Source organism: Spiroplasma corruscae (genome assembly GCF_002237575.1).
GTDB classification, from domain to species: domain Bacteria; phylum Bacillota_I; class Bacilli_A; order Mycoplasmatales; family Mycoplasmataceae; genus Spiroplasma_A; species Spiroplasma_A corruscae.
The window spans coordinates 108,344-134,473 of record NZ_CP022535.1 but is presented as its reverse complement, the minus strand read 5'-3'; the positions used below and the strand labels follow the sequence as shown (position 1 = coordinate 134,473).

The 26,130-nt window shown below is 28.0% G+C and carries 19 protein-coding genes and 6 tRNA genes; 1 reads left to right on the top strand and 24 read right to left on the bottom strand.

Features of this window, described 5'->3' with window-relative positions:
- Positions 1 to 20: 20 nt before the first annotated feature.
- The 10 genes from SCORR_RS00620 to SCORR_RS00570 form a co-directional block, all read right to left on the bottom strand.
- Positions 21 to 1,475 (bottom strand): uracil-xanthine permease family protein, encoded by a 1,455-nt coding sequence (locus SCORR_RS00620; protein ID WP_094048141.1) that lies wholly within the window; start codon positions 1,473 to 1,475, stop codon positions 21 to 23.
- A gap of 103 nt (positions 1,476 to 1,578) precedes the next feature.
- Positions 1,579 to 1,663 (bottom strand) — tRNA-Leu (locus tag SCORR_RS00615).
- A 5-nt stretch (positions 1,664 to 1,668) separates the two neighbouring features.
- Positions 1,669 to 1,744 (bottom strand) — tRNA-Lys (locus tag SCORR_RS00610).
- A 501-nt stretch (positions 1,745 to 2,245) separates the two neighbouring features.
- Positions 2,246 to 2,321, bottom strand: a tRNA-Thr gene (locus SCORR_RS00600).
- A 6-nt stretch (positions 2,322 to 2,327) separates the two neighbouring features.
- Positions 2,328 to 2,403, bottom strand: a tRNA-Val gene (locus tag SCORR_RS00595).
- A 9-nt stretch (positions 2,404 to 2,412) separates the two neighbouring features.
- Positions 2,413 to 2,488, bottom strand: a tRNA-Glu gene (locus tag SCORR_RS00590).
- A gap of 5 nt (positions 2,489 to 2,493) precedes the next feature.
- Positions 2,494 to 2,569 (bottom strand) — tRNA-Asn (locus SCORR_RS00585).
- An 88-nt stretch (positions 2,570 to 2,657) separates the two neighbouring features.
- On the bottom strand, positions 2,658 to 3,002 hold the full coding sequence (locus SCORR_RS00580; protein ID WP_094048137.1) for a hypothetical protein: 345 nt from the start codon (positions 3,000 to 3,002) through the stop codon (positions 2,658 to 2,660).
- Between the two features lie 42 nt (positions 3,003 to 3,044).
- Positions 3,045 to 4,889 carry an ABC transporter ATP-binding protein gene (locus SCORR_RS00575; protein WP_094048135.1) on the bottom strand — a complete coding sequence of 615 codons (1,845 nt, stop codon included), beginning with the start codon at positions 4,887 to 4,889 and terminating at the stop codon, positions 3,045 to 3,047.
- Positions 4,890 to 4,915: 26 nt separating this feature from the next.
- On the bottom strand, positions 4,916 to 6,550 hold the full coding sequence (locus SCORR_RS00570; protein WP_094048133.1) for a TrkH family potassium uptake protein: 1,635 nt from the start codon (positions 6,548 to 6,550) through the stop codon (positions 4,916 to 4,918).
- 85 nt (positions 6,551 to 6,635) lie between these two features.
- Here SCORR_RS00570 and SCORR_RS00565 point away from each other — a divergent pair, with 85 nt between their 5' ends.
- The gene (locus SCORR_RS00565) at positions 6,636 to 7,325 is read left to right on the top strand and encodes a potassium channel family protein (protein ID WP_094048131.1); all 690 of its coding nucleotides are present in this window, start codon (positions 6,636 to 6,638) and stop codon (positions 7,323 to 7,325) included.
- On the opposite strand, the gene gatB is transcribed toward SCORR_RS00565, so the two are convergent.
- From gatB to SCORR_RS00495, 14 genes are all read right to left on the bottom strand, one after another.
- Positions 7,322 to 8,764 (bottom strand): Asp-tRNA(Asn)/Glu-tRNA(Gln) amidotransferase subunit GatB, encoded by a 1,443-nt coding sequence (gene gatB / locus SCORR_RS00560; RefSeq protein ID WP_094048129.1) that lies wholly within the window; start codon positions 8,762 to 8,764, stop codon positions 7,322 to 7,324. The two genes, SCORR_RS00565 and gatB, sit on opposite strands and share 4 nt — an antisense overlap.
- Before the next feature lie 8 nt (positions 8,765 to 8,772).
- Positions 8,773 to 10,221: an amidase family protein gene (locus tag SCORR_RS00555; protein ID WP_094048127.1), complete on the bottom strand. Its 1,449-nt coding sequence runs from the start codon at positions 10,219 to 10,221 to the stop codon at positions 8,773 to 8,775.
- Positions 10,221 to 10,511, bottom strand: coding sequence for an Asp-tRNA(Asn)/Glu-tRNA(Gln) amidotransferase subunit GatC (gene gatC, locus SCORR_RS00550; RefSeq protein ID WP_094048125.1), 291 nt, complete (start codon positions 10,509 to 10,511; stop codon positions 10,221 to 10,223). The genes SCORR_RS00555 and gatC overlap by 1 nt, the downstream gene beginning before the upstream one ends.
- On the bottom strand, positions 10,511 to 12,505 hold the full coding sequence (gene ligA / locus SCORR_RS00545) for an NAD-dependent DNA ligase LigA (protein ID WP_094048123.1): 1,995 nt from the start codon (positions 12,503 to 12,505) through the stop codon (positions 10,511 to 10,513). The genes gatC and ligA overlap by 1 nt, the downstream gene beginning before the upstream one ends.
- Before the next feature lie 10 nt (positions 12,506 to 12,515).
- A complete protein-coding gene (locus tag SCORR_RS00540; protein ID WP_094048121.1) occupies positions 12,516 to 14,132 on the bottom strand; it encodes a hypothetical protein in 1,617 nt (538 codons plus the stop codon).
- 113 nt (positions 14,133 to 14,245) lie between these two features.
- Positions 14,246 to 16,147 carry a hypothetical protein gene (locus SCORR_RS00535; protein ID WP_094048119.1) on the bottom strand — a complete coding sequence of 634 codons (1,902 nt, stop codon included), beginning with the start codon at positions 16,145 to 16,147 and terminating at the stop codon, positions 14,246 to 14,248.
- A 1-nt stretch (position 16,148) separates the two neighbouring features.
- Positions 16,149 to 17,078, bottom strand: a complete 930-nt coding sequence (locus SCORR_RS00530) for a pseudouridine synthase (protein WP_094048117.1) — start codon at positions 17,076 to 17,078, stop codon at positions 16,149 to 16,151.
- Entirely contained in the window at positions 17,078 to 18,043 is a 966-nt protein-coding gene (locus tag SCORR_RS00525; protein WP_094048115.1) for a CPBP family intramembrane glutamic endopeptidase, read from the bottom strand. Before SCORR_RS00525 ends, SCORR_RS00530 begins: the two co-directional genes overlap by 1 nt.
- Before the next feature lie 16 nt (positions 18,044 to 18,059).
- On the bottom strand, positions 18,060 to 19,529 hold the full coding sequence (guaB, locus tag SCORR_RS00520) for an IMP dehydrogenase (RefSeq protein WP_094048113.1): 1,470 nt from the start codon (positions 19,527 to 19,529) through the stop codon (positions 18,060 to 18,062).
- A gap of 13 nt (positions 19,530 to 19,542) precedes the next feature.
- Positions 19,543 to 21,081 (bottom strand): glutamine-hydrolyzing GMP synthase, encoded by a 1,539-nt coding sequence (gene guaA / locus SCORR_RS00515; protein WP_094048111.1) that lies wholly within the window; start codon positions 21,079 to 21,081, stop codon positions 19,543 to 19,545.
- Between the two features lie 47 nt (positions 21,082 to 21,128).
- Positions 21,129 to 21,605 carry a PTS sugar transporter subunit IIA gene (locus SCORR_RS00510; protein ID WP_094048109.1) on the bottom strand — a complete coding sequence of 159 codons (477 nt, stop codon included), beginning with the start codon at positions 21,603 to 21,605 and terminating at the stop codon, positions 21,129 to 21,131.
- A gap of 66 nt (positions 21,606 to 21,671) precedes the next feature.
- Entirely contained in the window at positions 21,672 to 23,390 is a 1,719-nt protein-coding gene (gene ptsP / locus SCORR_RS00505) for a phosphoenolpyruvate--protein phosphotransferase (protein WP_094048107.1), read from the bottom strand.
- A 122-nt stretch (positions 23,391 to 23,512) separates the two neighbouring features.
- Positions 23,513 to 25,399: a hypothetical protein gene (locus SCORR_RS00500; RefSeq protein WP_094048105.1), complete on the bottom strand. Its 1,887-nt coding sequence runs from the start codon at positions 25,397 to 25,399 to the stop codon at positions 23,513 to 23,515.
- A complete protein-coding gene (locus SCORR_RS00495; RefSeq protein WP_094048103.1) occupies positions 25,389 to 26,126 on the bottom strand; it encodes an ABC transporter ATP-binding protein in 738 nt (245 codons plus the stop codon). The genes SCORR_RS00500 and SCORR_RS00495 overlap by 11 nt, the downstream gene beginning before the upstream one ends.
- Positions 26,127 to 26,130 lie beyond the last annotated feature (4 nt).

The window sequence follows — 26,130 nt, the reverse complement described above, 5'->3', positions numbered from 1 at the left end:
CAAATGTATAAATAAAAAATCTATTTTTTATTTTTATCTTGCTTTTTCTCTTTTTTAATTTTACCTTTATTTTTTGAATCATTGTTAGTATTTTTCTTAAATTTAAACATTGATAATAAACCTAGGTTATCATGATTTGGGAGTAATAAATTTGCCACAATTCCTATTATTGTTGCTAGAAACAATCCTGTTATATTAAATGAATGTCCTATTCTTATAGTACTATCAGTCAAAGACATCCCAATTCCGATTGCTAATATTAATGATACAACAATAATATTTTTTGCATTTGAAAAGTTTATTTTTGCATTTATTAATATTCTTATTCCATTTGAGCTTATCATACCAAACAATAAAATACTAATAGCTCCCATTACTGGAAGAGGAATCATCATAATTAATTGGTTTATTGGTGCAATAAAGCTCATGATAATTGCAAATATTGCAGCTAATCCTGTTACTCAAACGCTTGCTACTTTTGTGATAGAGACTACACTGGTGTTTTCAGAGTAAGTTGCGTTTGCTGGTCCACCAATTAAACCAGCAAAAGCCATTGCAACACCGTCAGCCATTAAAGTTCTACTAATACCTGGGTCCTTAATAAAATCTTTATTTGTCATTGTTCCAATGTTTATATGGTCACCTAAGTGTTCTGTCATAGTTACCAATGCAATTGGTACAATACCAACAAGAGCTGGACCAATAGTTGATGGATCAACATCTCAAACTTTTTTAAAACTTGGATATCACTCTCAATTTGACGTATTTGAAATCAAATCTGTTTGTAATAATGAGTATCCAACTGGCTTTAGTGCAAAATGAAATATTACAGCAATAATATAACCTACAACAAGAGCAACAAGAATAGGTATTACTTTTAAAAATGATTTTGATTTTAACATACAAATTGCAGCTATAATAAATGTTATAAAGGCTATTAATAGAGCTAATCATTGTGGATAGTTTGTTCCTTCATTTAAAGAACTAGAATCTCAAATTATCCCTGAGTTTAAAAGAGCACTTTTAATAGCACTTAAACCAATAACAACAACTATTGGTCCTATGACTATTGGTGCAAAAGCTTTTTTGATTCATTTAATTCCAGTTCAATGAATTAAAAAACCAAATAAGATATAAACTACACCAACCATGAATACCCCAATAAAGATTGAATTACCTCATCCATATTGGCCAAACCCTAGACCTAAAACGCTCATATATGCAAAACTACTCCCCAAGTATATTGGTACTTTTGCGGCTGTTAAACCAATATAAATCAAAGTTCCAAAACCACTACAAAATAGTGCCATTGATATATTTATAACCTCAACATTTCCGGCGTTTTTATTAATAACTAACGGAACTAAAACAGTTGCACCAAACATAGCGAAAACGTGTTGAAAAGATAATAAAGTTCATTGTCAAATACTTTTAGGCTTTTCTCTTGGTTGTAATATAATTTTGCTTTCTTCCATTTTTTTCCTCCTAAAAAGTTTTATTATCTAGATGATATTATCATAATTAAAACAATTAATAAATAAAAAAAACGCACTATAATTGTGCGCTTAAAATCAAGTATGGTCCGGGATAAGGGACTTGAACCCCCACGTGTTACCACGCCAGATCCTAAGTCTGGTGCGTCTGCCAATTCCGCCAATCCCGGGTGGATGGTGTCCCGTATAAGATTCGAACTTATGACCCACTGGTTAAAAGCCAGTTGCTCTACCGGCTGAGCTAACGAGACAATAAAATTAACAAAATAATAATAACATTTTTTTACATTTTTTCCTAAATATTTTAATAATAATTATCCTTATTTTTATTTATATAGATTGAACCAATTGTTAATAATATAATTCCTATTATAATATTAGGAACTCCAAAATAATATGAAACCACAATAAATGATAATGATAAATAAATTCCAAAAATAATACAAAGTATTGAACATACAAAAAATGTATTTTTCTTTTTTAACAAAATAGTTATTAATATAGTTATTATAAAAGCCATAGCAAGAATACAAAATATTCATATCCATAAATTTAGTTGGACTAAATAGTCATTTTTTTTATTGATATTAACAAATTTTAGTAAAGATAAGGTTAAAATCTGTAAAATAAAACTACAACTTAAAGTAATTGTTAAAGGAATGATTAGTTTTTTATTCATTTGGGACCTCAATATAATAATACTAAAAAAAATATAAAAAAAACAACTAATAAAAGTTGATTGATTTCGAATCTGGTGCTGATGATAGGACTTGAACCTACAACCTACTGATTACAAGTCAGTTGCTCTGCCAATTGAGCCACATCAGCGAAAAATGGTGGAGTATAACGGACTTGAACCGCTGACCGCCTGCTTGTAAGGCAGATGCTCTCCCAACTGAGCTAATACTCCTTTTATAAATGGTAGCCTATACGGGGTTCGAACCCGTGTGTGCACGGATGAAAACCGTGTGTGTTAACCACTTCACCAATAGGCCATAAATGGCGGCTTTTGCAGGACTCGAACCTGCGACCAACCGGTTAACAGCCGGTTGCTCTACCAACTGAGCTAAAAAGCCATAAAATGCTACCTATTCATAATAGCATAATAAAATAAAAAAAATCAAGTAAAATTTGATTTTTTTTATTTTTTCTTATATTCCTTTATTATTCTTCATTGCCATTGTTCTGGTAATTACCACATAAAATTAAAACTCCACCCAATACGCCAGTGAATATTATTGAAACTACTCCTGCAGCATTCTTTGATTTTGCAGTTCCTTTTAAAACTTTAGAACATAATACTAGTGTAGGAATCTGAACAATAATAACTACTAATAATGGTATAGCATAAATAGCTAATATTGATAATACCACTGGTTCATAACCTTTACTTGATACAAGAGCACTAACCATAAAAATTACAATAAACATTAAACAACCAAAAATGAATAAACAACTAGAAATAATCGCAACTATACAACCCGCTTTACATAATCCATCAGCTTTCATTAATACACCTCTTTCAATTTTATATTAGCAAAAAAGTTAACTTTATTCAATTAATCCTGCGTTATATAGTTTTTGGAAATGACCAGGTGATTCTTTTAGCTCTTTAAACGTTCCTCTTTGTACGATTCCTTTACCATTTGCACCTAAAACTATAATTTCATTAGCGTTTTTTATAGTACTTAATCTATGTGCAATGGTAACTGTTGTTCTACCTTTCATCAGTATATCTAATTTTGCTTGAATTTCTTTCTCTACAATATTATCTAATGCACTTGTAGCTTCATCAAGAATTAATAATTGTGGATTTTTTAAAAACATCCTTGCAATTACAAGTCTTTGTTTTTGACCACCACTAAGCATAAATCCTCTTTCCCCTAAAATTGTTTCATATTTATCAGGTCAAGACATAACTAATTCATGTAATTCAGCCATTTTACATGCACTTATAATTTCAGCTCTTGTTGCACCAAATGTTCCATACGTTACGTTTTCATATACATTTCCATAAAGTATTTGCGGGTCTTGTTCTACGTACCCTACGTGTTGTAAATAACTTGCTAAATTTAATTCTTTAAGATTTAAATTCTCATTTATTAATATTGAACCACTTGTTGGATCATAAAATCTAAGTAACAACTTAGCTATTGTTGATTTACCGCTACCTGTTTCTCCTACGAATGCATAACTTTTTGATTCTTCAAACACAAAGTCAAACTTTGGCAATATTATTTTGGATGGTTTTTCAGGATATGCAAACTCAACACCTTTAAAAATAATGTTACCTTGAATCTTTTCTACATTTATACCATCATAATAATGGTGATCCATTATAGACTTTGCCTTTATAGTGTCACTAACCCTTTCAGAAGCAACAGATGCATAAACTAACCCAAATAAAGCATTCATTATTTGGAATAGTGGACTTATCATCATAGACTCAGCCAATTGGAATGAAGCAAAAGTATATTTAAAAAATAATAAACCTTCTTCCGGAGTAGAGAACATTCCATAAATCAGCATTGCACCAATTATAGAAAAGAATTTCAGGACAAAAACTCCACCCCACATAGTAGTTAACATTAGAGACTGGTTATAACCAACTGCTTTTGATTTTTTGTAATAATCCTTGTGAACATCAATAAATCTTTTAGTTTCATAATTTTCTGTTCCTGATGATTTTATTAATCTTACTGTAGCAACTCTATCAGTTACATCCCCATTTATTGAAGTTATAACTTCTCTTACTTTTAAAACTTTTTTTCTTGTTGCAAAAAAGCATATTGCCATTAAAAGCATACAAACAGCAAAAATTATTAAAGTTGATAGTCCTAATTTTCAAGCAAAAACAAACATAAGTGCAGCTGATGCAGTTATTTCAAAGATTGATAACCCAATTTGTAGTGGAACTTGTATAGCTTGATCACCAACAGTTTGAGTATCTGATACAATTTTAGTAAGAATTTCTCCTATTTTTTTATCAGAATAATATGAAATATCTTGTCTTACAAGATTTTCTAAACATCTGTTTCTTAAACTGATTTCAATTTTCCTACCTATTATATAAGCAGCATAATCATAATAAAATGAAACAATACAATATAAAACAACGTCTGCTATTGATATATAAATTAAATTAATCCAACTCATGCCTCAAAATGAGAGCATTCCTGTGTCCACATCTTCAAATGGAACTCCTTGTCTTTCTGATAAATCTTTTGTAATTGCCTTAGTCATTTGAAACGTTAGTATTGGCAATAACAAAGAACAAGTTACAATTATTAAGCAAAGAATTAACATAGTTATAGTTAACTTTCACTCTTTTTTATAATAATGGAATAGTATCTTTAAAAAAGGTCCTTTTGAGTTCGACCTTATTATTAAGTCCATAAATCCTCCAGCTTTCTAATTAATTTTTAACCTATTACAACATCCTCATCAATATATGTAAAATTTTGTTTGTTTTTTGGTTTTACAAATGCGAGGAGTGTGTTTGAAATACCTAACTGACCTATAAACATAGTTAGTATGAGAGTTCATTTACTTGCAATTCCCATATTCATAGCTTGATCACTTGAGAACGGTGAAAAACCTACCGTACCGAAGGCACTTGAAACATAAACAATTAGTCTAATGAATAATTGATTTTGCGCATCTTTTGAAGCATCATCTGAAAGTGCTTCATTACTATCTAAATAAACGATTAATATTGCTAAAAACAAAAATGCAACAGATATAATTACAACCGCAAAAGCCCTTTTGACTGTTTCATCAGGAATTTTTCTTTTAAATGCTTCAACTGTTTTCTTATTTCTTACAATTGATCATATTGCTAATAAAGTTATTGCAAATGTTGTGGTTCGAATTCCCCCAGCGGTTGATGATGGGGCAGACCCAATAAACATTCAAATAGACATAACAACTTTACTACCGGCTGAGAAATTATTTATATCAACTGTTGCAAAACCTGCATTTCTACAAGACGATACATTAAATATCAAATCCATAATTCATACATATTCAGATTTTCATTTTCCTGATGGGTCTGCTACCCACTCTGTTTTAGTTACTACTTTTTCATCAACTAAATAACTAGTTTGCTTAAAAGTTCCTTCTCTCAAGATTTGGCTATCTTGTATTGTTGCGCTTTCAGTAATAAATACAAGAACAGGACCAATAATAAATAAACAAGTATACATTACAAAGTTCAACTTAGTAAACAATGAAAACTTAGCAGTAGTTCCTTCAGATCTGGCCTTTATTTTTCTTTTAATATCATGATAGGTTGGGTAACCTAATCCACCTATTACTCATTGACATAAAAATGTAACTTGCAACAAGTATGCATGTGAACCACCTTGATTGTAAGGTAATAAAGAGTTCCCACTTATTATATCAAATCCGGCATTGTTTGTTGCACTAATAGAGTGAAATATTGAAGCTCATAAAGATTTACTGAAGTTATGATATGAATCAGTTACCTTATCCTTATCTACAACCATTGATGTATCTACTTGGTTAAAATAAAAGGCAAAAAATAAAAAGAAAGCTCCTATAATTTCTAATCATATTAGAAAAATGAATGCATCTTTTATCATTTCAACAGTACTTGATATAGTACTATTACCTCTTTCTGATTGTGCAACACTTTGATCATCTAAAGATATTTTTCTTCCAATGATAGCTAAAATAACTATTTTTATTGTTAAAATACCAATTCCACCAATTTGACACATTATAATAATTAATAGTTGACCAATGAAAGAGTAACTAGTATTGGTTTGAACCATTGTTATACCCGTGTCAGATATTGCACTTGATGCAGTAAATACTCCTACCAAAAGTTTTCAACTATTTTTATCATCTATAATTACTCCTGGTATAGAAAGTAAAAAACCACCAATTAAAATTGATAGAGCATACGAAATAATAATCCTACCTGTAATTCTAGAGAATGGATATCAATTTTTTAGTTTCCTAAAGACTTTATCCATTTTTTTTATATCCGATAATTTATTAGGTTTTTTATCTTTGTTAACGATTTTACTCATGATATCCTCTTTGTTTATTCTATTAAATTATACAATAAAGTAGTAAAAGAGTTGTATAATTAGTAAAGTAATATGGAGGTAAATAATGGCAAGAAGAAAAAGTTTTGCAATTTTAGGAGCAAATTACTTTGGACTATCTGTTGCACAAGCCTTAGATGAAAAGAAACAATTAATTAAAATATTTGATTATAACGAAGAAAACATGAATAAACACATTAATGAATTTGATAGTGTTGAAGGGGTTATATTAGACTCAACTAACAAAATAGCATTAGAAAAAAATGGTATAGTTCAGTTTGACGGTGTAGTTGTTTGCTATGGTTCTAATATGGAATCAAGTATTTTAACAGTACTTAACTTAATTGACTTAGGAGTTAATAACATTATTGTTAGAGCAAGAGATGAAAAACATAAAAGAATATTAATTGCCTTAGGTTTAGAAGAAGATATGGTGATAATTCCTGATGTAATGAGTGCTAGAATGGTTGCTACAAAAACTTTGTTTGATATTGAAAGTGAAGTCCAAAGTACAGATGGAGACTTTGTATTTACAAGTATTGAAGTTACAAATAAAGAAATTATAAATAAAAAAATCTTTGATGTGGGTCTTAACCCAAATAAAGACTATAATATAGTTCAAATAAAAAGAAATGGTAAGATAGTTATTCCTGATGAATATACAGTTTTAAAAGAAAATGATAACATAATTATATTCGCAAGAAACCATGTTGTAAATGATTTAGTATTAAAAATTAGAGGCGATGAAGAAAATTAATTTTTTTTAAATTTTTTTAAACTCAAATTAATAACTTCCATTGAAATTTTAGGATTTATATTTCCGCCGGTCTGTTTCATCAATTCACCCATCAAAGTCTTTTCCACTCTTTCTGGTCTTGTTAAATAATTTTCCTCAATTAATTTAATATTATTTTTTATAATATTATCAACTAAGGAAGTTATTTCTTCTTTGTCTGATATTAATTTTCAATTATTATCTTCGATAATCTCTATTATACTTTTATTACTCTCAAAGGCGATTGGTATAATATTTTTAGCGTGTTTTGAAGATATTATTCCTTCCTCCATATATTTATTAATCTCAAATAAGTCAGAAGGTTCAAGCTTACTTTTTTCTATTGAATAGTTATATTTATTTGTTAAAGACTTAACATCTGTTATTAAATAATTTAAAACTTTTTTTGGATTTATTCCTAAAACAAGAGTTCTCTCAAAAAAAGATGTTAAATAATAATCGTTTAAAATAAAGTTAGCCTCCTCTTTAGAAAAGTTATACTCTTCAATATATCTTCTTCTTTTAGAATCTGCTAACTCAGGGGAGTTATTAATTATTGATTCTATTCAAACTGTATCAAGAGTGATAGGATATATGTTTGGTTCTCTAAAATATTTATAATCTACTGCATCACTTTTTTTTCTCATTAAAACTGTTTCTTGAATAGTTTCATCAAATCTTCTAGTTTCTTGGTCGATTAAAATATTATTTAAAATAAGCTCTTTTTGTCTTTTGATTTCAAAATCTATTGCTTTCTTTATGTTATTAATAGAATTTAGGTTTTTTATTTCTACTTTATTACCAAAACCTTCAAACCCAAAAGGTCTTAATGAAATATTAATATCACATCTAAATGACCCTTCATTCATTTTTACATCACTTACATTTAAAAATAATAATGTTTCTCTTAATTTAGATACATATTCTATTGCTTCTTCTGATGTTCTAATAACTGGTTTTGATACAATCTCAATTAGACCGACACCACATCTATTATAATCAATGTAAGTCTTACCATTTTTATGAATTTGTTTAGCAGTATCTTCTTCAATATGTAATCTCTCAATTTCTATTACTTTTTTATTACCATTTACATCGATTTCTAAACTTCCTTCTTTACCTATTGGATGATATTGTTGTGTTATTTGAAACCCTTTAGGTAAATCAGGGTAAAAATAACTTTTACGATCAAATCTAAGCACACCATTTATTTTCATGTTTAATGCATTACAAGCTAATATAGCAAGCTCAACACCTTTCTTATTTACAGAAGGTAATGCACCTGGGTAACCTAAATCAATTTCATTAACATTTGTATTTGGTGATTTCCCAAATGAAACAGGAGCATCACTAAACATTTTGGTTTTGGTTTTAAGTTCTACATGATTTTCAATTCCAATTATTACTTCAAAATTATTCATACTACCCCCTATTTAAAAGCTTTCTTTATTAATTTTTCAAGATATAAGGTTGTTGATAACAAATAATCATCTGTAAAAGGTTTACTACAAATGTTAATACCTATTGGCAATTTAGTAGTCTCATCTTTTATAAATGGTAATGTTATAGATGGCATTCCATTAAGGTTTGCTAAAATTAAGAGATCGTGTATAAATGCTTTACTATCATCATATCTTTCCTCAATATCGGTTCCGTATACTTTTGAAATCAAAGGAGCAACATCTAGTGATGGTGGCAAAATCATTATATCAAATTGTTTAAAAAAGTAATTAATTCTATCAACTACTAACCTTCTTACTTTTTTAGATTTAGCTAATAGTAATTCTTGGTTTTCTTTTTTAAGTTGGTAGCTACCCAATAAAAACCTTCTTTTAACTGTTTCATTAAATGAATCTGTTCTTGTTTTTTTAATTAGTTGTTGATAGTTTTCAGCTTCAGATCTAACTCCAAAATTAATTCCGTCTAGGTTTGAACTAGTTGATACTCCTTCTGCAAACGAAATCATCATATACATTGCAGGAATAGCATCAAGCAACTCTTTTTTAAATGAGAAAATTTCAACTTCGTGGTTATCTTTTTTCAAGTTTTCAAACAATTTACTATAAGCATTTTTAAGTTGGTCGTCCAAAATATCTCACACTTCTTGCAAGAAACCAAAACGTATTTTTTTATTTTTTGTATTAAAAACGTCTAAATAATTTTTAGAGTTATCAATTGAAGTAGAGTCTTTAGGATCGTACTTGAACAATTCATTTGCTAAATAAATCAAATCTTCTGCATGATTGGTAAAAAAACCAACGTGATCAAGACTTGGCGCATAAGGTATAACACCATATCTTGATATTGAACCGTAAGTTGGTTTATAACCATATATGCCTACGTAACTAGCTGGTTTTCTTATAGAATCTCCTGTATCAGTACCAATTGAAAAAGGAACGTAACCTTTACAAACAGCAAAAGCACTACCACTTGAACTTCCGCCAATAATTCTGTTATTGTCGAATGGATTCTTTACTATTCCATTAAATGAAAACAAACCAGTTCCACCCATGCCTAGTTCATCAAGTGCTGATTTACCTAATAATATTGCTTCATTATCATTTAAAATTTTTGATACTGTCGCATCATATGGAGGTATATAATTTGATAATATTTTTGAGCCAGCTGTTGTTAAAATATCTTTTGTAGATACATTATCCTTATTTACATACGGTATTCCTGAAAGTATTTTATCTTTATTAAATTTAAAATTATTTGCAACTTTTTTTGCTTGTTCACTAGTAAAAGTAATTAAAAAGTTTTCCTTAAGGTCTTTTTCAACTTGTTGTATAACTTCTTCTATAATATTTTTTACACTTATCTTATTCTCAACTAATAGATTATGTATTTCTCTAATACTATAATTTTTAAAATTCATTAAACTACCACCTTATTCATTATAATATAATCATCATCTTTTTCTGGAGCGTTGCTAAGAACTTTTTCTTTTGGAATAGTCCTTGAATTTTCATCATCTCTAAGATATGTGTTTTTGATCTCGAAGCAATAATGCATTTGCTCTACTCCATCCGTGTTAATTTTTAAAACTTTTTCAAACTTACTTAATATTTGATTTTCAACTTTTAAAACTTCGTTTAATTCTTGGTCTGATAAGTCAAGCATAACATCTTCTTCTAAACTTTTTAAAACTTCAAAATTAATTTTCATTACTCTTCCTCCAATATATTTAAAAAAACTTCTTCATTAATAATATTAATATTTAAATTTTTTGCTTTTGTAAGTTTACTCCCTGCTTCATCTCCTGCTAATAAGAAATTTGTACTTTTACTAATTGAGTTTAAAACCTTACCGCCATTAGATTCAATTAACTCAACAAAATAATTTCTTGGTTTGGAAAGTGTACCTGTTATTACAAAACTTTTACCTGCTATTGGGGAGTTATTATGATTGCTATGTTTACTATATGACATATTTAATCCAAGTTTCTTAAAACTATTAACAAGCATAATATTTGATTCAATACTTATTCAATCTATTATTGATTGAGCAACCTTTGGTCCAACATCAAAAATCTTCTCTATTTCTTCCTTGTTAGCTTTTAATAAATTATCAATTGATTTAAAATTTTCTAGAAGTAACTTTGAAGTTTTACTACCAACATACCTAATACCTAGACCAAACAAAAATCTATTAGCATCATTTGTTTTACTCTTCTCAATAGCTAATAATAAGTTACTTAATAATTTCTCTCCCATCTTTTCTAACTGGAGTATTTCCTTTTTTTTATTTTCTAGATGATATAAATCGATTACATTTTTTATTATTTTATTGTCGTAAAGTTTTTCAATAATTTTTATACTCATACCTTCAATGTTCATTGCATCTCTTGAAACAAAATGCTCAATGCTCTTTATAATTTTTCTTTCACAGTTAAAGTTAATACAATACTGATCAACTTCGTCACTAAAAATTTCTAAATAAGAACCACATGCTGGACAGTTATCAACTTTTATTCACTCTTTTAAATCTGGATAACTTTCATCTTCTACTACTTCTACTACTTCGGGAATAATATCCCCCGCTTTCTTTACCTTTACATTAGCACCAACTTTTATTTTTTTTTGATAAATGTATTCTGCATTATGTAGTGTAGCCGCTTGAACTGTAGTTCCTGCTAAGGATACTGGTTCTAAAATTGCATTATAAGTTATTTTTCCAGTTCTACCTACTGTTGCAAATATTTCCTTTAAGACTGTGCTTTTAATTTCAGCAGGATACTTATAAGCTATGGCCCACTTCGGAAACTTTGAAGTGTATCCTATTTCATCATAAAGCTTAAAATCATTAACTTTTACAACAGCTCCATCAATTTCATAGTCTAATGCGATTCTTTTATCTTTAATTAATTCTATATGACTATATACTTCATCAATATTGGAACATTGTTTTCCTAACTTGTTAACTTTAAAACCTAATGAATTTATATAGTCTAAAGAATCAGAATGTGTTTCAAATCTTTCTCTATTTAAATAATAATATAAATATATATCTAACTTTCTTGACGCTACTATTCTGGGATTTAATTGTCTCAATGTTCCTGCTGCTGCATTTCTTGGATTAGCAAAAATCTCTTCACCCTGTTCTTTTCTCTCTGCGTTAATTCTATGAAATTCTTTTTTAGATAAAAAAACTTCACCCCTTACTTCAAAGTAATCAGAATTATCTGTTATAGTAAGTGGAATACTTCTAATTGTTCTTACATTAAAAGTTACATCTTCTCCTTGAATTCCATCACCTCTTGTGACACCTTTAACTAGTTTTCCTTTTTCATAAATTAATGATATAGATAATCCATCAATTTTTGGTTCTACAAAAAATGAATGAGAATTAAATTTGACTTGTTTATTTATATTTGAACTAAATTCTAACAAATCTTCTTTGTCGAACGCATTGTCCAAGCTTAACATCGGAAACTTATGGATGTGTTTTTCAAACTTTTCTGATATTAAACCACCGACTCTTTGTGTGGGTGAATCATTAGTAACTAAGTCCGGATTTTCTTTTTCTAATTTTTTTAGTAAGTTTAACTTAGCATCAAACTCAGTGTCATCAACCAAAGGATTATCAAGTACATAATAAGCATGTTCTAAAATATTAATTTCCTTTTTTAATTTTTCAATAACTTTTTTAATATCTTTCATATTGCTCCTACTATAACTTAAAGCGGTTGTATTTTTTAATTACGATAATACTATCAACTTTTTTTATAGAATCTATTTTATTAAATAAATAAATTGGTAATGAGTTAATCAAAACTAAAAATAAGCATATCATAACTATACCCTTTAGTGCTGTAACTTTTGGATAAATAACATTCAAAAACTTAATTACAATAGGGTTATAAAATGTTAAATAACAAATGAATAGAAGATCAATAATATTTACTAAAAGATTATATTTGAATTTCTTTCTAAAAACAATTCAGACAAACCCAGCTCCCATAGTACTTAAAGATAGAATTAGTGTAATTCAATATCTTAATAGATAATCTGAAATAAAGGATGTTCATACATATAAAAAGTTTAAATAGTTATCTTCTTGAGACATAAACCCTTTATTTACACTTAGTATTAAGGCAGTTGAGAATGTTAAGAAAAGAACTGGAACGATAAGAATTGTAAATATAGTTTTCTCTTCTACAAATAGTTCAAACTTATGAGTTATACTATACTTTTTAGTCATTATTAATGATAAAACTAATAAAAATAAAACTAATAAAATAAAAATTGCAAACTGGAAGTAGAGTTTTGATACTAAATTATAAAAAGCAATATTAGAGATTGGGAGTATTGACAGTTTTAAAATATCTTTTGTAAAGTTTTTAGAGTAACTTTTTTGCACAATAAACAAAAATGCATACAATAGGAATAAGACGTGATACGAATTACTTCATGAGAAAGAAGTGTACCCTCCCATTATTAAACCAATGAAAATTGGTAAAAATCTTTCCCTTTTATTAAAACTAGTATACCTAATTAATAGAATGGTTGAATAAATAATAAGATAAGCAAATATTATTTCTCCATTTCAAAAATCATAGTTAGTTAATCGTGTAATAAATTTTGCTAATACAGAAACAACTAAACAAGATATTAAAGTCATAATTTTATATCTCTTTTTTTCCATATCTGATAATGAATCTACTAAACAAAAAAATATTGAAGCATATAAAAAACCATCTAATAAAAATAAGAAAGGTTTTAATAGTGTTTCATACTCATAAGCATTTATATTGACCATCATTATTAATGATAATTGAAAAGTAAACCATCCTTGAAAGGCTTTAAACTCAAGAAAGTTAAATAAAGTAGAGTTGCTAAAGAATGAAACTGGATTATCTTTTAATCAATACAAAATTGACAAAGTACTTTTATGCCTTTGGAAACTTTTATCATTTGAACTGTCATAAAAATAAAAGTTTAAAACAACAAAAATAATAGCAACAAATAAAAATATTAGAAAATCTAATTTGATAAATGTTGTATCAAGTCAAAATCTTATAAAAATAAAACAAAATATAAGGTAAAGAATATTTATTGCTAATATAAAATAAATAAAAAATACATATGGTAATAAAGATATTAGTTGTAATGGAAATGTTAATATTGAAACATAAGTAAAATAAGAGAAAAAACCCATTGCAATTGCCGAGAAGTTATTTTTTATTTTTAATTTAAAAAATTCTGCGAAAACCAACCCAGATGTGTAAAACATAAATAGAAAAACTGATATTAATCCAATAGATATAGCTAATATATTACCGTTCATTTTTTCACCAATTAAATTATAACATTTAGATATTAAATGTTAATTTATCTTTAACCTTTATATAAGATATTAATTAACTAGTATAATCTTATACAAAAAAAATAAGTTTATACTTATTTTCCACGTATTACATAAATAGCTTCCGACACTGCCTCATCCGATATATTTTCATCAATAGTAATATCGTTTAATGTAATATTTTCTTCAATATCCGCCATTACTTGAGATATCTTATTACTATTATCAACAATATCTTCAACTCTTACACCATACTCCTCCAATCTTCTTTTTCTTTCAGCTTTTACTTTAGCGAATAAGATTCTATTAACTATTGGGAAATTCTTAAATATACCATTCATAATATAAGGTGTTATACAGTAAGCAAGTAGCACAAGCATTAACATTGACCCAAAGATTGCCGCAAAAAATAAACCTACTAAAATAAGTACAGAAGATCCATTAGCAGTTGATTCTACAATACTAAATTTTTTATTAAAAACGAAAATATTGGTTAATGTCATCATTATTGAGGGTAATATAAGTACAAGAAAGTTATTTAAAACGTTTTTCTTTCTTGAATTATAAGTAACGTATTTTCATACATATAATCATAAATAACTATATCTTACAACTGAGAACGCAAGTTTTAAAATATACATTGTTAATATTCCAGCAACTAAATAATTTATCCCTCCGGCTTTTGTAGACACTATTAAAAATGTGATAATTGGAACAATAACAATATATGTAATACCAAGAATATTTTGAAACTTTGATACCTCTGAGTATCTTCCCTTTGCTTGTATTAACGTCATTTGTGCATCAGACATTATAATCAAAGCAGTTATTAAACCATATACTAAAGAGAAATACGGTGAATAAAACATAAAATTTAATGCCTGCATATTTGCATCTTGGTTAATTGTTGCAGTTAATGAGTTGTAAGCCAAATCTCCATATAAAGAACTTACAAAGTATGGTGAAAGAATAGACATATTAATAAATGTAAATGCAGCGATTAAATATGTGTACAACTCATACTTAATATAACTATCTCAATTTATTCTTCCCCTTTTTGTAACTAAAATAACAAAAAACTCTCTAAAAGAAATAATAAAGTTTGTCATTATAAGTCTAGTATTTACCGCGACTACTAAATATAGTGATAAAACAGATGAAACTTGAAGACCTAAAATAATAGCTGTTATTATAATATCTGTATTCAATAATATTGAAGCACCTAACTTTGATGTTGAGATTTTTTTCTTAGTGGAAAGTAATCTAAAACTATTAAAATCCTTGTAATATTTTAATCATACATAATTTTTTCTAACATAAAAATAAATCATCAGTCCTTTTATTGGTCCATACAGAATAATAGGTATAAATGTAATTACTGGTTTAATACTATCAATTGAAAGTAAGTAAAAAAATAAGCCATTTATCAATAAATCTGAGAATAATATCACAACTCTTCTAACTGAGTTTTTGTTATCTGCAGAAATGATTGTTTCATAAACAGTAAACCAATAACAAGTTACAAAATTTTTAAATCCAAATAAAAATGCTATTAACGCAAGTTCGATATAATTTACTTTTGTACCATTTATTAGATTTAACCCCATATTTTGTCAACTACTTAGACTTAATAAACTTCCATTTGATGCTACTCCAGCATATAGAGGATAAACCAAGCATAATGCTATAACTAGTATCATATCAATTAAGGCTGCTTTTTTAAAATACTTTTTTGTTGTAGAATATATTTCATTAGCAGATATTCAATCATTATTAACTAATGGTTTTATCATTAAGATTGTAGCCGCAATTCCAAGTGCGCTTTCTGACGTTGAAATAAGAGCGGAAAAAGAGCTAACAAGTTTTACAAACCCATTAAACTCAGTGCCAAACTTTTGCAATAATCAATACATAGTTAGAAATTGAATAATTGCATTAAGTAAAGATATTGCAGTACCTATAAAAGCGCTTATAATACCTTGTCTTGTTGAAAGCATTTTATCCTCCTATATTATTGTTTATTTTATCATTAAAATTGTAGTTAGATTGGATAATTAGACCATTTAGATAGCTCAAATGATCATCAAAATTTAGAAACTCAATGCAAGATGCAATTAATCCAAATGTTCCGTGATATTGTTTCTTAGCTTTATATTTATTATCATTTACAATTGGACATTTAAAATATGAGAAAACTGCTCTAATCTGGTGTTTTCTCCCTGTTAAAATTTGTACTCTATAAATATTATTTTTTTCAGAAATTAACTCATGAATTTGTTCTACTTGTTTGGTTCTATCTTTTGTTTTTTTATCTTGTGAGAAAAACATTCTTTTATCAAGATCACTATAATTTAATTGACCCTTTATATTTCCAATTGGAGCTAATGAGTTTTCTGCTCAAACTAAATAATACTTTTTAATTTTTTCTTTATCCTTAATTGCTTCTATTAAAGAAGAGTGTGTAGCTTTATTCTTTGCATATATTACTATCCCTTTTGTTAACTTATCTATTCTATGAACATGACTTATAACATAGCTGTTTTCATTATCTGGAATAAATTTATTGGATGAAATTAAATATGACCTCACCATTGAATCTAGCGAAACTTTTACAGGTGAATGAACCTCTAAACCTTGTTCTTTGTCAGTTACAAGGATGTTTTCATCCTCGTAAAGTATTTTCAGACTTGAAAAATCAACTAAATTAAACTTATTTCTGTCAATTGGTAGTTCCGAATCAAAAACTTCTATAAAATCGTTTTCACTAATTATATATTTTAAGTCTTTTTGTTTTTTATAGTTAACTTTAATTTTACCTTTTCTAAATCATTTATATATAATACTTAAATTAGTATTTCTATAAACCTTTTTAACAAACTTTACTAGTGTTTGTCCTGTATCATTGCTTGTAGCAGTAAATTTTGCCATTACAATAACACAAAGGTAATAATTAAAGCTATTAAGTTATTTAACATATGGATAAGTCACGTATATGTGACATTTCCTTTCGTAAATCAAAAAAATGTTGACAACACTAATGCTGCTGAAGTATATGTCATAAAATGTTCAAAATCTCCAGTACTACCATAATGAATATAACCAAAATTTAAAGTGCTAAAAACTATCCCAATATAACCATTTGAACAATTAACAAAATATGACTCTCTCATACATATTTCTTCGCAAATTGGTGCGACCAATATTGTAAGTAAGAATAATAAAATACCATATGATATTTTTATTGCATTTGAGTCACTACCTAGCAAAGAATTAAGGTTATCTTGATTATCACTAGGTGGAAGTTTTAAAATAAAATCTTCAATTAACATAGAGAAAAATAAACTTGAAATAAAATATAGAAGTAAAAAACCTATCAACACTCATATTAAAAGACTTATTTTTTCATTTTTAAAAGTATAAACTATTCTACTACCAAGCTTTTTATCAAGAACAAAAGCCAATATAATAATTATAATTTCGCTTAATATTTGTGAAATCATACTTAAAAATGAAACAAGTACTTTTTTATTATTGTCATTTACTATTGGACTACTGATTGACAAAATTATGACAGCCATAACAGTGGGTAATATTGAAAAAAAATAGAACATAGAGTAACTATTTTTTAATATTTTTTTAGGATTTCTAATTATGAATATAACCAACCCTATTATAATTGATAAAAGATTTATATAAACAAGAATTTCTTGAGTTGTACTATTATTTTTTAAATCTAAAAATATTCTAAAGAATAGCGAGAATAAAAATGGAATTACAAAAGATGTTAGGATAAAAATTACTCCATCCACTTTATAATTTAGTGAATTGAAATTAAACCTAAATGTATCATCTTGTAGAAATTTTCTATCTCTATACTTAATATTATTTATCATATAAGAGTTGCCTTTGCTATTTATTATAATTTGGTGCTTCTTTAGCTATTTCTATATCGTGGGGGTGTGACTCAATAAGACTAGCTGATGTTACTTTAACAAACTTAGTTTCATTCATTAATACTTCAATTGTTTTAGAACCAGTGTACCCCATTCCACTCCTTAAACCACCAATAAGTTGGAAAATAACATCCTTAACCTTACCTTTAAAAGGAACTCTTCCTTCAATTCCTTCAGGGACAAGTTTTTTTGCACCTTTTTGAAAGTATCTATCACTACTTCCTCTTTTCATTGCGGCAATCGAACCCATACCTATATAACTCTTATACTTTTTACCATTTAAGATTATTTCTTCACCAGGTGATTCAACTGTTCCCGCAAATATACTACCTAACATAACACAATTAGCACCAGCTGCTATTGCTTTAACAATATCTCCTGAGTATTTAATTCCTCCATCAGCTATAACAGTTAAATCTAAGTCTTTGGCATAATTATAAATATCATTAATTGCTGTTATTTGTGGGACTCCGACACCGGTAACAACTCTTGTTGTACAAATACTTCCTGGCCCAACACCAACTTTTACTGCATTAGCACCAGCTTCATATAAGTTTTTTGCTGCATCTGCTGTACAAATGTTTCCAGCAATAATATTGATGCTATCATATTTCTTTCTTATTTCTTTTACAACATTTATTATACCTTCGCTATTTCCATGTGCAGAATCAATTACCAATGCATCAACCTGGGCTTCTATTAAAGCATCAGCTCTATCCATATAATCAGAAGAAACACCTATAGCAGCCGCAACTCTTAATCTACCTTTTTTATCTTTACAAGCATTCGGATAATCAATGGCCTTATCAATATCTTTAGTGGTAATCAAACCAATAATTTTATAGTTATCATCTACTATGGGTAACTTTTCTATTTTATTTTTAACCATTATATCTTTAGCTTCATCTAATGAAGTCATAGAATTACCAGTAATTAGATTTTTAGTAGTCATAATTGCATTCACAGGAGAGTCAAAATCATAAAAGTATTTTAAATCTCTATTAGTCACAATACCAATAAGTTTGTTATTTTCATCTACAACTGGTAACCCTGATATTTTGTATAAACCCATTAACTCATTTGCTCTTGAAACTTTTGTGTTAGAGTTAATGGTTATAGGGTCAGTAACAAAACCAGATACATTTCTTTTTACTTTTTGTACCTCTATCGCTTGATCTTCGATAGATAAATTTTTGTGAATTACCCCTAGGCCGCCTGCCCTTGCCATTTCTATTGCTAATCTTGACTCAGTGACTGTGTCCATTGCAGCACTTATAATCGGTATATTAAGTTCTATATCTTTTGTAAGTTTTGTTTTAGTGATAACATCACTTGGTAATACTTCAGAGTAATTTGGGACTATTAATACATCATCAAATGTAATCCCACTACTAATAATTTTCCCATTTAAATTGTCTAAATCCATTTTATCTCCTATTTTATTCCCACTCAATTGTACCTGGTGGTTTTGATGTAACATCATACACTACTCTGTTTACACCTTTAACATTATTTATTATTTCATTTGTTACTTCTGTCAAAAATTCTCACGGTAATTCACTGGCTGTAGCAGTCATAAAATCTATTGAGTCCACCGATCTTAAAGCAACTAGATAATCATAAGTTCTATTATCACCCATTACACCAACAGTTTTAACCGGTGTTATAGTTGCAAATGCTTGACTAACTTTATTATATAATTTTTTTTCAATTAATTTATTAATAAAAATATCATCAACTTCTCTTAAGATATCAGCTTTTTCTCTTGAAACTTCACCAATAATTCTGATTCCAAGTCCTGGACCAGGGAAAGGATGCCTATTTAAAATAAAGTCTTGAATACCAAGTTCTTTTCCAACACGTCTAACTTCATCCTTGAATAAGTTCCTTATTGGTTCAATAAGCTTAAATTTCAACTCTTTAGGTAATCCGCCCACATTGTGATGAGATTTGATAGTTTTTGAGGTATGACCATCAGATGACGACTCAATTACATCAGGGTAAATAGTACCTTGTGCGAGAAAAGCTGCACCTTCTAACTTTATTGCTTCTTCATTAAAAACCTCGACAAAGTTATGACCTATTATTTTTCTTTTTTCTTCAGGATCACTAACACCTTTTAATGCGTTAAAAAATCTATCACTGGCATTAATGAGTTTAATGTTCATACTAAAATTTGAATAATTATTCATTACTTTTTGAGCTTCGTCTTTTCTTAATAGACCAGTATCGACAAAAATGCATGTTAGTTGTTTACCAATAGCTTTTGATAACAAAGCAGCACAAACAGAAGAGTCTACACCTCCGCTTAATCCTAATATAACTTTTTCATTTTTAATTATAGATTTAATTTCTTGTAACTTTTCATCAATAAATTGCTTCATTGTTCAATCTTTATCACACCCACAAACATTAAATAAAAAATTGCCAATTATTTCATTTCCTTGTGTTGAATGAGTTACTTCTGCGTGAAATTGAATACCAAAAATATTATCTATTTTATTTTCAATAACAGCTATTGAACTTTCTGATTTTCCAACTATATTAAAGTTAGTAGGAATTTCGACTATATGGTCTGCATGACTCATTCAAACCTGACTATTATTTTTTATATTTCTTAACAAAACACTATTTTCATCAGTTATTGTTAAAGATGATTTACCGAACTCTTGAATTTCAGCTAAATCAACCTTACCACCAAGTTTCTGTGCAATTAATTGCATACCATAACAAACACCTAATATTGGGAAACCCAGTTTAAATATTTTATCATCAATATCATATGAACCATAATCATAGACACTTGATGGTCCGCCGGATAAAATTATTCCTTTTAGGTCTTTATAATCCTTAATACTACTAGCATTAATATTATGACTAACTACTTCTGCATAAACATTTAAATCTCTAACTCTTCTTGCTAGTAATTGTGTGTACTGACTTCCATAGTCTAATATTATAATTTGTGTTTTGCTCATTAATAAATTCCTTTCATAAAAAAACAATAAACTTATTGTTTATTGTTTTATTTCACAACTGCTATTAAATCACCTTTTTTAACCGTTCCTGTTTTTACGATTTCAAATTTTTTCCCATCCATTGATTCAGTCGTAAAAATAAGAGGTGTTTGCATTGAAGGTACCTTTTTAGAAACTTCTCCAATATTTACATCAGCAAGTAAGTCCCCAACCTGAACATTGTCATTTTGTTTTACTTTGATGTCGAATCCTTCTCCGTCAAGGGATACAGTGTCAATACCAATGTGTAATAAAATTTCAACACCATTTTTTGCAAGAATACCATATGCATGCCCACTAGGAAAAACTGTTACTAGTTTTCCATCAATTGGTGCGTGGAAACTTCCATTACTTGGAATGATAGCCAGTCCATCTCCAAGCATTTTTTCAGAGAATACTTCATCCTCCACATCAGTTATACTAATAACTTCTCCGTCCACTGGAGAAAATACTTCCAGACTTTTGTTTTTTGTAAATAATCCCATAGTTATACCTTCTTTCATACTTATATTTTATATTATTTAGATAAACTATTAAAACATTTGTAATATTTATTTATTTTTCATTAAATCATTGACTAATTTTAATACTTCTTCTGTATTTTCACATTTCAATGCTTTTGAAGATAACTCTTGTGTTTCTTTTAAAGTAAGTTTTGACATAATACTTCTAGCTTTAAGAATACTTGTAGCTGACATTGAATAAGCATCTAATCCAAGACCCATTAACAATGGTAATGCATCAGGCTCACCAGCCATTTCTCCACACATTCCTACTCATCTTTTATGCTTGTGACCGCCATCAATAGTCATTTTTACAAGATTTAAAATTGAAGGGTTATAAGGTTGATATAAATATGCAACATTTTCACTCATTCTATCAGCGGCCATTGAATACTGAATCAAATCATTTGTTCCTATTGAGAAGAAATCTGCATGTTTTGCAAAATTTTCAGCGTTAACAGCGGCTGCAGGAATTTCAACCATCATACCAATTTCTAAATGAGCACCTACTTTTTGACCTTCATTAATAAGTTCTTCTTTACAATCAAGTGTAAATTTTTTCGCTGCAAGGAATTCATCAACTGTAGCTATCATCGGGAACATAATTCCAAGTGGACCGAAAGCACTTGCTCTAAGCAAAGCTCTTATTTGATCTTTAAAAATATCTTTTCTATCTAGTGTAAATCTTATAGCTCTATACCCTAAAAATGGGTTCATTTCATTTGGGAAATTAAAGTAAGAAAGTTTTTTGTCGCCACCTATATCAAGGGTTCTGATTACCACTAACTTACCATTCATTTTTTCTACTACTTCTTTATAAGATTTAAATTGCTCTTCTTCAGTTGGAAAATGATCGTTATCCATGTATAGAAATTCACTTCTAAACAAACCTATTCCTTCAGCACCGTTTTCTAGAACTGAGTCGACGTCTTTTGGACTACCAATATTAGCTTCCAAAATGAATTTATCATAACCATCTTTTGTTAAAGTTGGTTGATTTTTCATTTTTTTCAATTCTTCTTTTTCTTTAATATATTTTAAAGCTAATTCTTGTCAAACATTTTTATCAGATGGATTTAATTCTACCTCTCCATTTGAACCATTTATTGCTATTAAGTCATTTTCTTTTACAGTTGATAATATTGTCTTTAAACCAAGGACTGCAGGAATCTCTAAGCTTCTTGCCATAATTGCAGCATGGCTTGTTCTTCCACCCACATTACATGCAAATCCTTTTACGAAAGCGGGGTTTAATTGTGCAGTTTGTGATGGAGTTAAGTCTTCAGCTACTATAACAACTTCCTCACTTATTGTTGCTAGATCAAGAACCTGAAGTCCAAGAACATATCTTAACAATCTTTCTGTTACATCTTTAATATCTGCTGCTCTCTCTTTAAAATATTGATCATCCATAGCCTTAAACATATCAATATATTTGTTTGATACTTCACTAATTGATTTTGATGCACTATAGTTTTTTTCTTTAATTAGGGCAACAAATTCTTCCACCATTACTGGATCTTCTAATATTGAAGCGTGAGCCTCAAATATTGCTGCTTTTTCTTCCCCTAGTTTTTCCTCTGCTATTTTTTTTAAATTTTGTAGATCACTTTTTGCTTTTTTAATAGATTCTTGAACTAAAACTATTTCACTATCAATATCTTTAACTTCACTTTTATTGATTATAATTTGTTCTTCTTTTAGAATATAAACTTTAGCAAGTGCTATACCATTACTAGCACCTATTCCATTGAACTTTTTGCACATATGTTGTTACCCTCCTAATATTCAATATATATTATACATAAAATAACTTGATTAACTTAATTCTATATGACAAGTATTTAAAAAATGTCAATCTATTGAAAAAAAACCTATAGAAATAGGTTTTAAACTCTTGAAACTTTTTTAAATATAAGATATGCCATATAGTCCAAAAATATTGAGAATAACAAATAGAATATATAAGTTCCTGTTATAGAAAATAATGATTTATACTCTGGAGTGTAGTTTTCATATATAGGGCTTATATCACCACTTCTATTTTTAGAATCAAAATCTGACAATTCAGAAGTATTTATTATTGGTTTACGTGGCCCAATTCAAGCAAAATTATATGAAGCTTGGTATAAATCATTAGTAATTGGGTCTGTAAATGAATTTGTAAATAATGAAATAAAGTGGGTAAATGGATTCAAAGTTAGAATCAAATTAGTCTCAGTAGAAGAACTATCATTTGCATTTAGGATTTCAGATAAAGAATTCCCATTATTAACATCTATTTTTACTGAATTAGTGAAATTGTTTAATACCATGTAATTAATTAATATTAATTCTGGATATCTATTATAAACTTCACCAACCCTATTATTATAATTAATCCATTTTTCATTTTCGCTATCGTATTCTATATAACTTCTTCAGTCACTAGATTTTAGGTAAGTTAGTTGTAATGTTTGCAAAGTTATACTATACAATGTTTGAAATGCTGAGTCTATTGACTCACTATAATTATTATAAGTATTTAATATTCAGTCAAATAAGTTTATATAATTCTTAAGTTCATTTTGAGTTTTAAGATAATTGATAAATTTCTTTAAATCTATATCATTTGAACCACCATTTTCAAAAAAAGCTTTTTTATTAGCATTATCGTATGGCGCTCTATTATCATTAGATAAAAAGTTTTTATTAACCACTTCAAACACACTATTCATTAAATTAAATATTTTTGTGTTTTCCAAAAGTCTCAATGGTGTATCTACATAATTTACAGCATAGTTAACTCTACCTGCAAATAAATTAAATAATAGTGAAGATTCCTTTGATGCACTTGGTTTATTACTATTATAACTATTATTTAATAAACTTGCTCATTTGTCAAAACTAAATACATAATTTAACTCATTTGTATCAGAGTAGTTATCTTCGTCGGTACCTTCTTTTGCATTTTGATATGAATTATTTACATTTTCACTAATAATAGTCATAAATTTATCATCAAATCAACCTTTTACAAGTTCATCACCTTTGAATGTTGTATAAAAATCATAAGACATTTTAATTCTTGTTGTTCAACTTGGGGACATAGTTACTTGATAATTATAGTTATTAGTAAATGTTTGTATTAAGAAAGTAGATATAAGCTGTGTGAATATCATTATTGTACCAATAAAAATGTTTAATACAACAGAGCCCGCAGCCCCTAATGAAATATTAATTGCAATCAATATAGGTGCTCATATAATTGTAAACATAAAGTAAAAGAATATTGTACTTCATAATACTTTTGAAGATATAGATGTAGAGAATAAAACTCCTGGTTTTAGAATCATTGTAATTATCATATTGGCAAAGCAAATTACAAAAGCAATTAGGATATATAGTAAAAATCTCATTATAAATGAGTTTTTTAGCTTGATACCTGATCTAATTTCAATAATTTGAACACCGTCTGTCATTTGTTTTTTAAACAAGTCATTTATTAATAAAGTTAAAAATATAACAAAAAAGAATGTTTGAACAATAAACTTTACAATTATTATTGCTAAATCAGAACTATTAAAGTTAGAAGAGATTGATATTGTAAAAATAAAGCTAAATATTAAGAATAAGCAAGCCATTGCTATTATACCTTTGTTAACAATCACTCTTTTTAAATTAATAAGAAATAATGTAATTATTTTAGAATGATCTTTATTTAACTTAGTTTTATTTTTGGGCTTATCTAATAACAAATTTTCATTATTAGCTATAATTTTTTTATTATTTTCCATTATATAATTCCCCTAATATTTTCTCTTTGTCTAACCTTTTAACTCTATATTTTTTATAAATATCTGAAATGCTTTCTTTTGTATTGTCAAAATCATTTTCATAAACAATTTCACCTTCGTTAATAAGCACAAGATAATTTGCCATTTCTTGCAACTCTTCTAAGATATGACTTGTAATAAGAATAGTTACTCCTATGTTCCTTAATTCATGCAATATGTTCATAAATGATAATTTTGCTTCTACATCAACGTTGGCAGTAGGTTCATCTAATACAATGTACTCAGGTGTTCTTACTAAAATACTAGCCATTATCGCGCGTTTTTTTCAACCAGCACTTAGTTGGCCCATTTTTTTAGTTGCATACTTTTCAAGTCCTAGCATTTTGAAAACATCTTTAGCATTCTTTTTGCTTTCTTTTTTATTAATTCCATTCGCTGCACATAAATATGAAACATAATCTTTTAAAGATAAATCCATTGGTACATTGTTTGAATCCGGGAAGAAAGCAACTTTACGAAGATTATTATTATCAAATAAGTTTTCTCCATCAATAGTAATGCTTCCACTATCTAACTTGAGTTCTCCAAACAAAGCTTTTATTGTTGTTGTTTTACCAGCACCATTATCTCCAACGAATGCAACAACAGAACCTTTTTTTATTTTAAAACTTACTTTATTTAGTAAAAAACCACCAATTTCACGTGTTATGTTTTTTATTTCTATCATACCG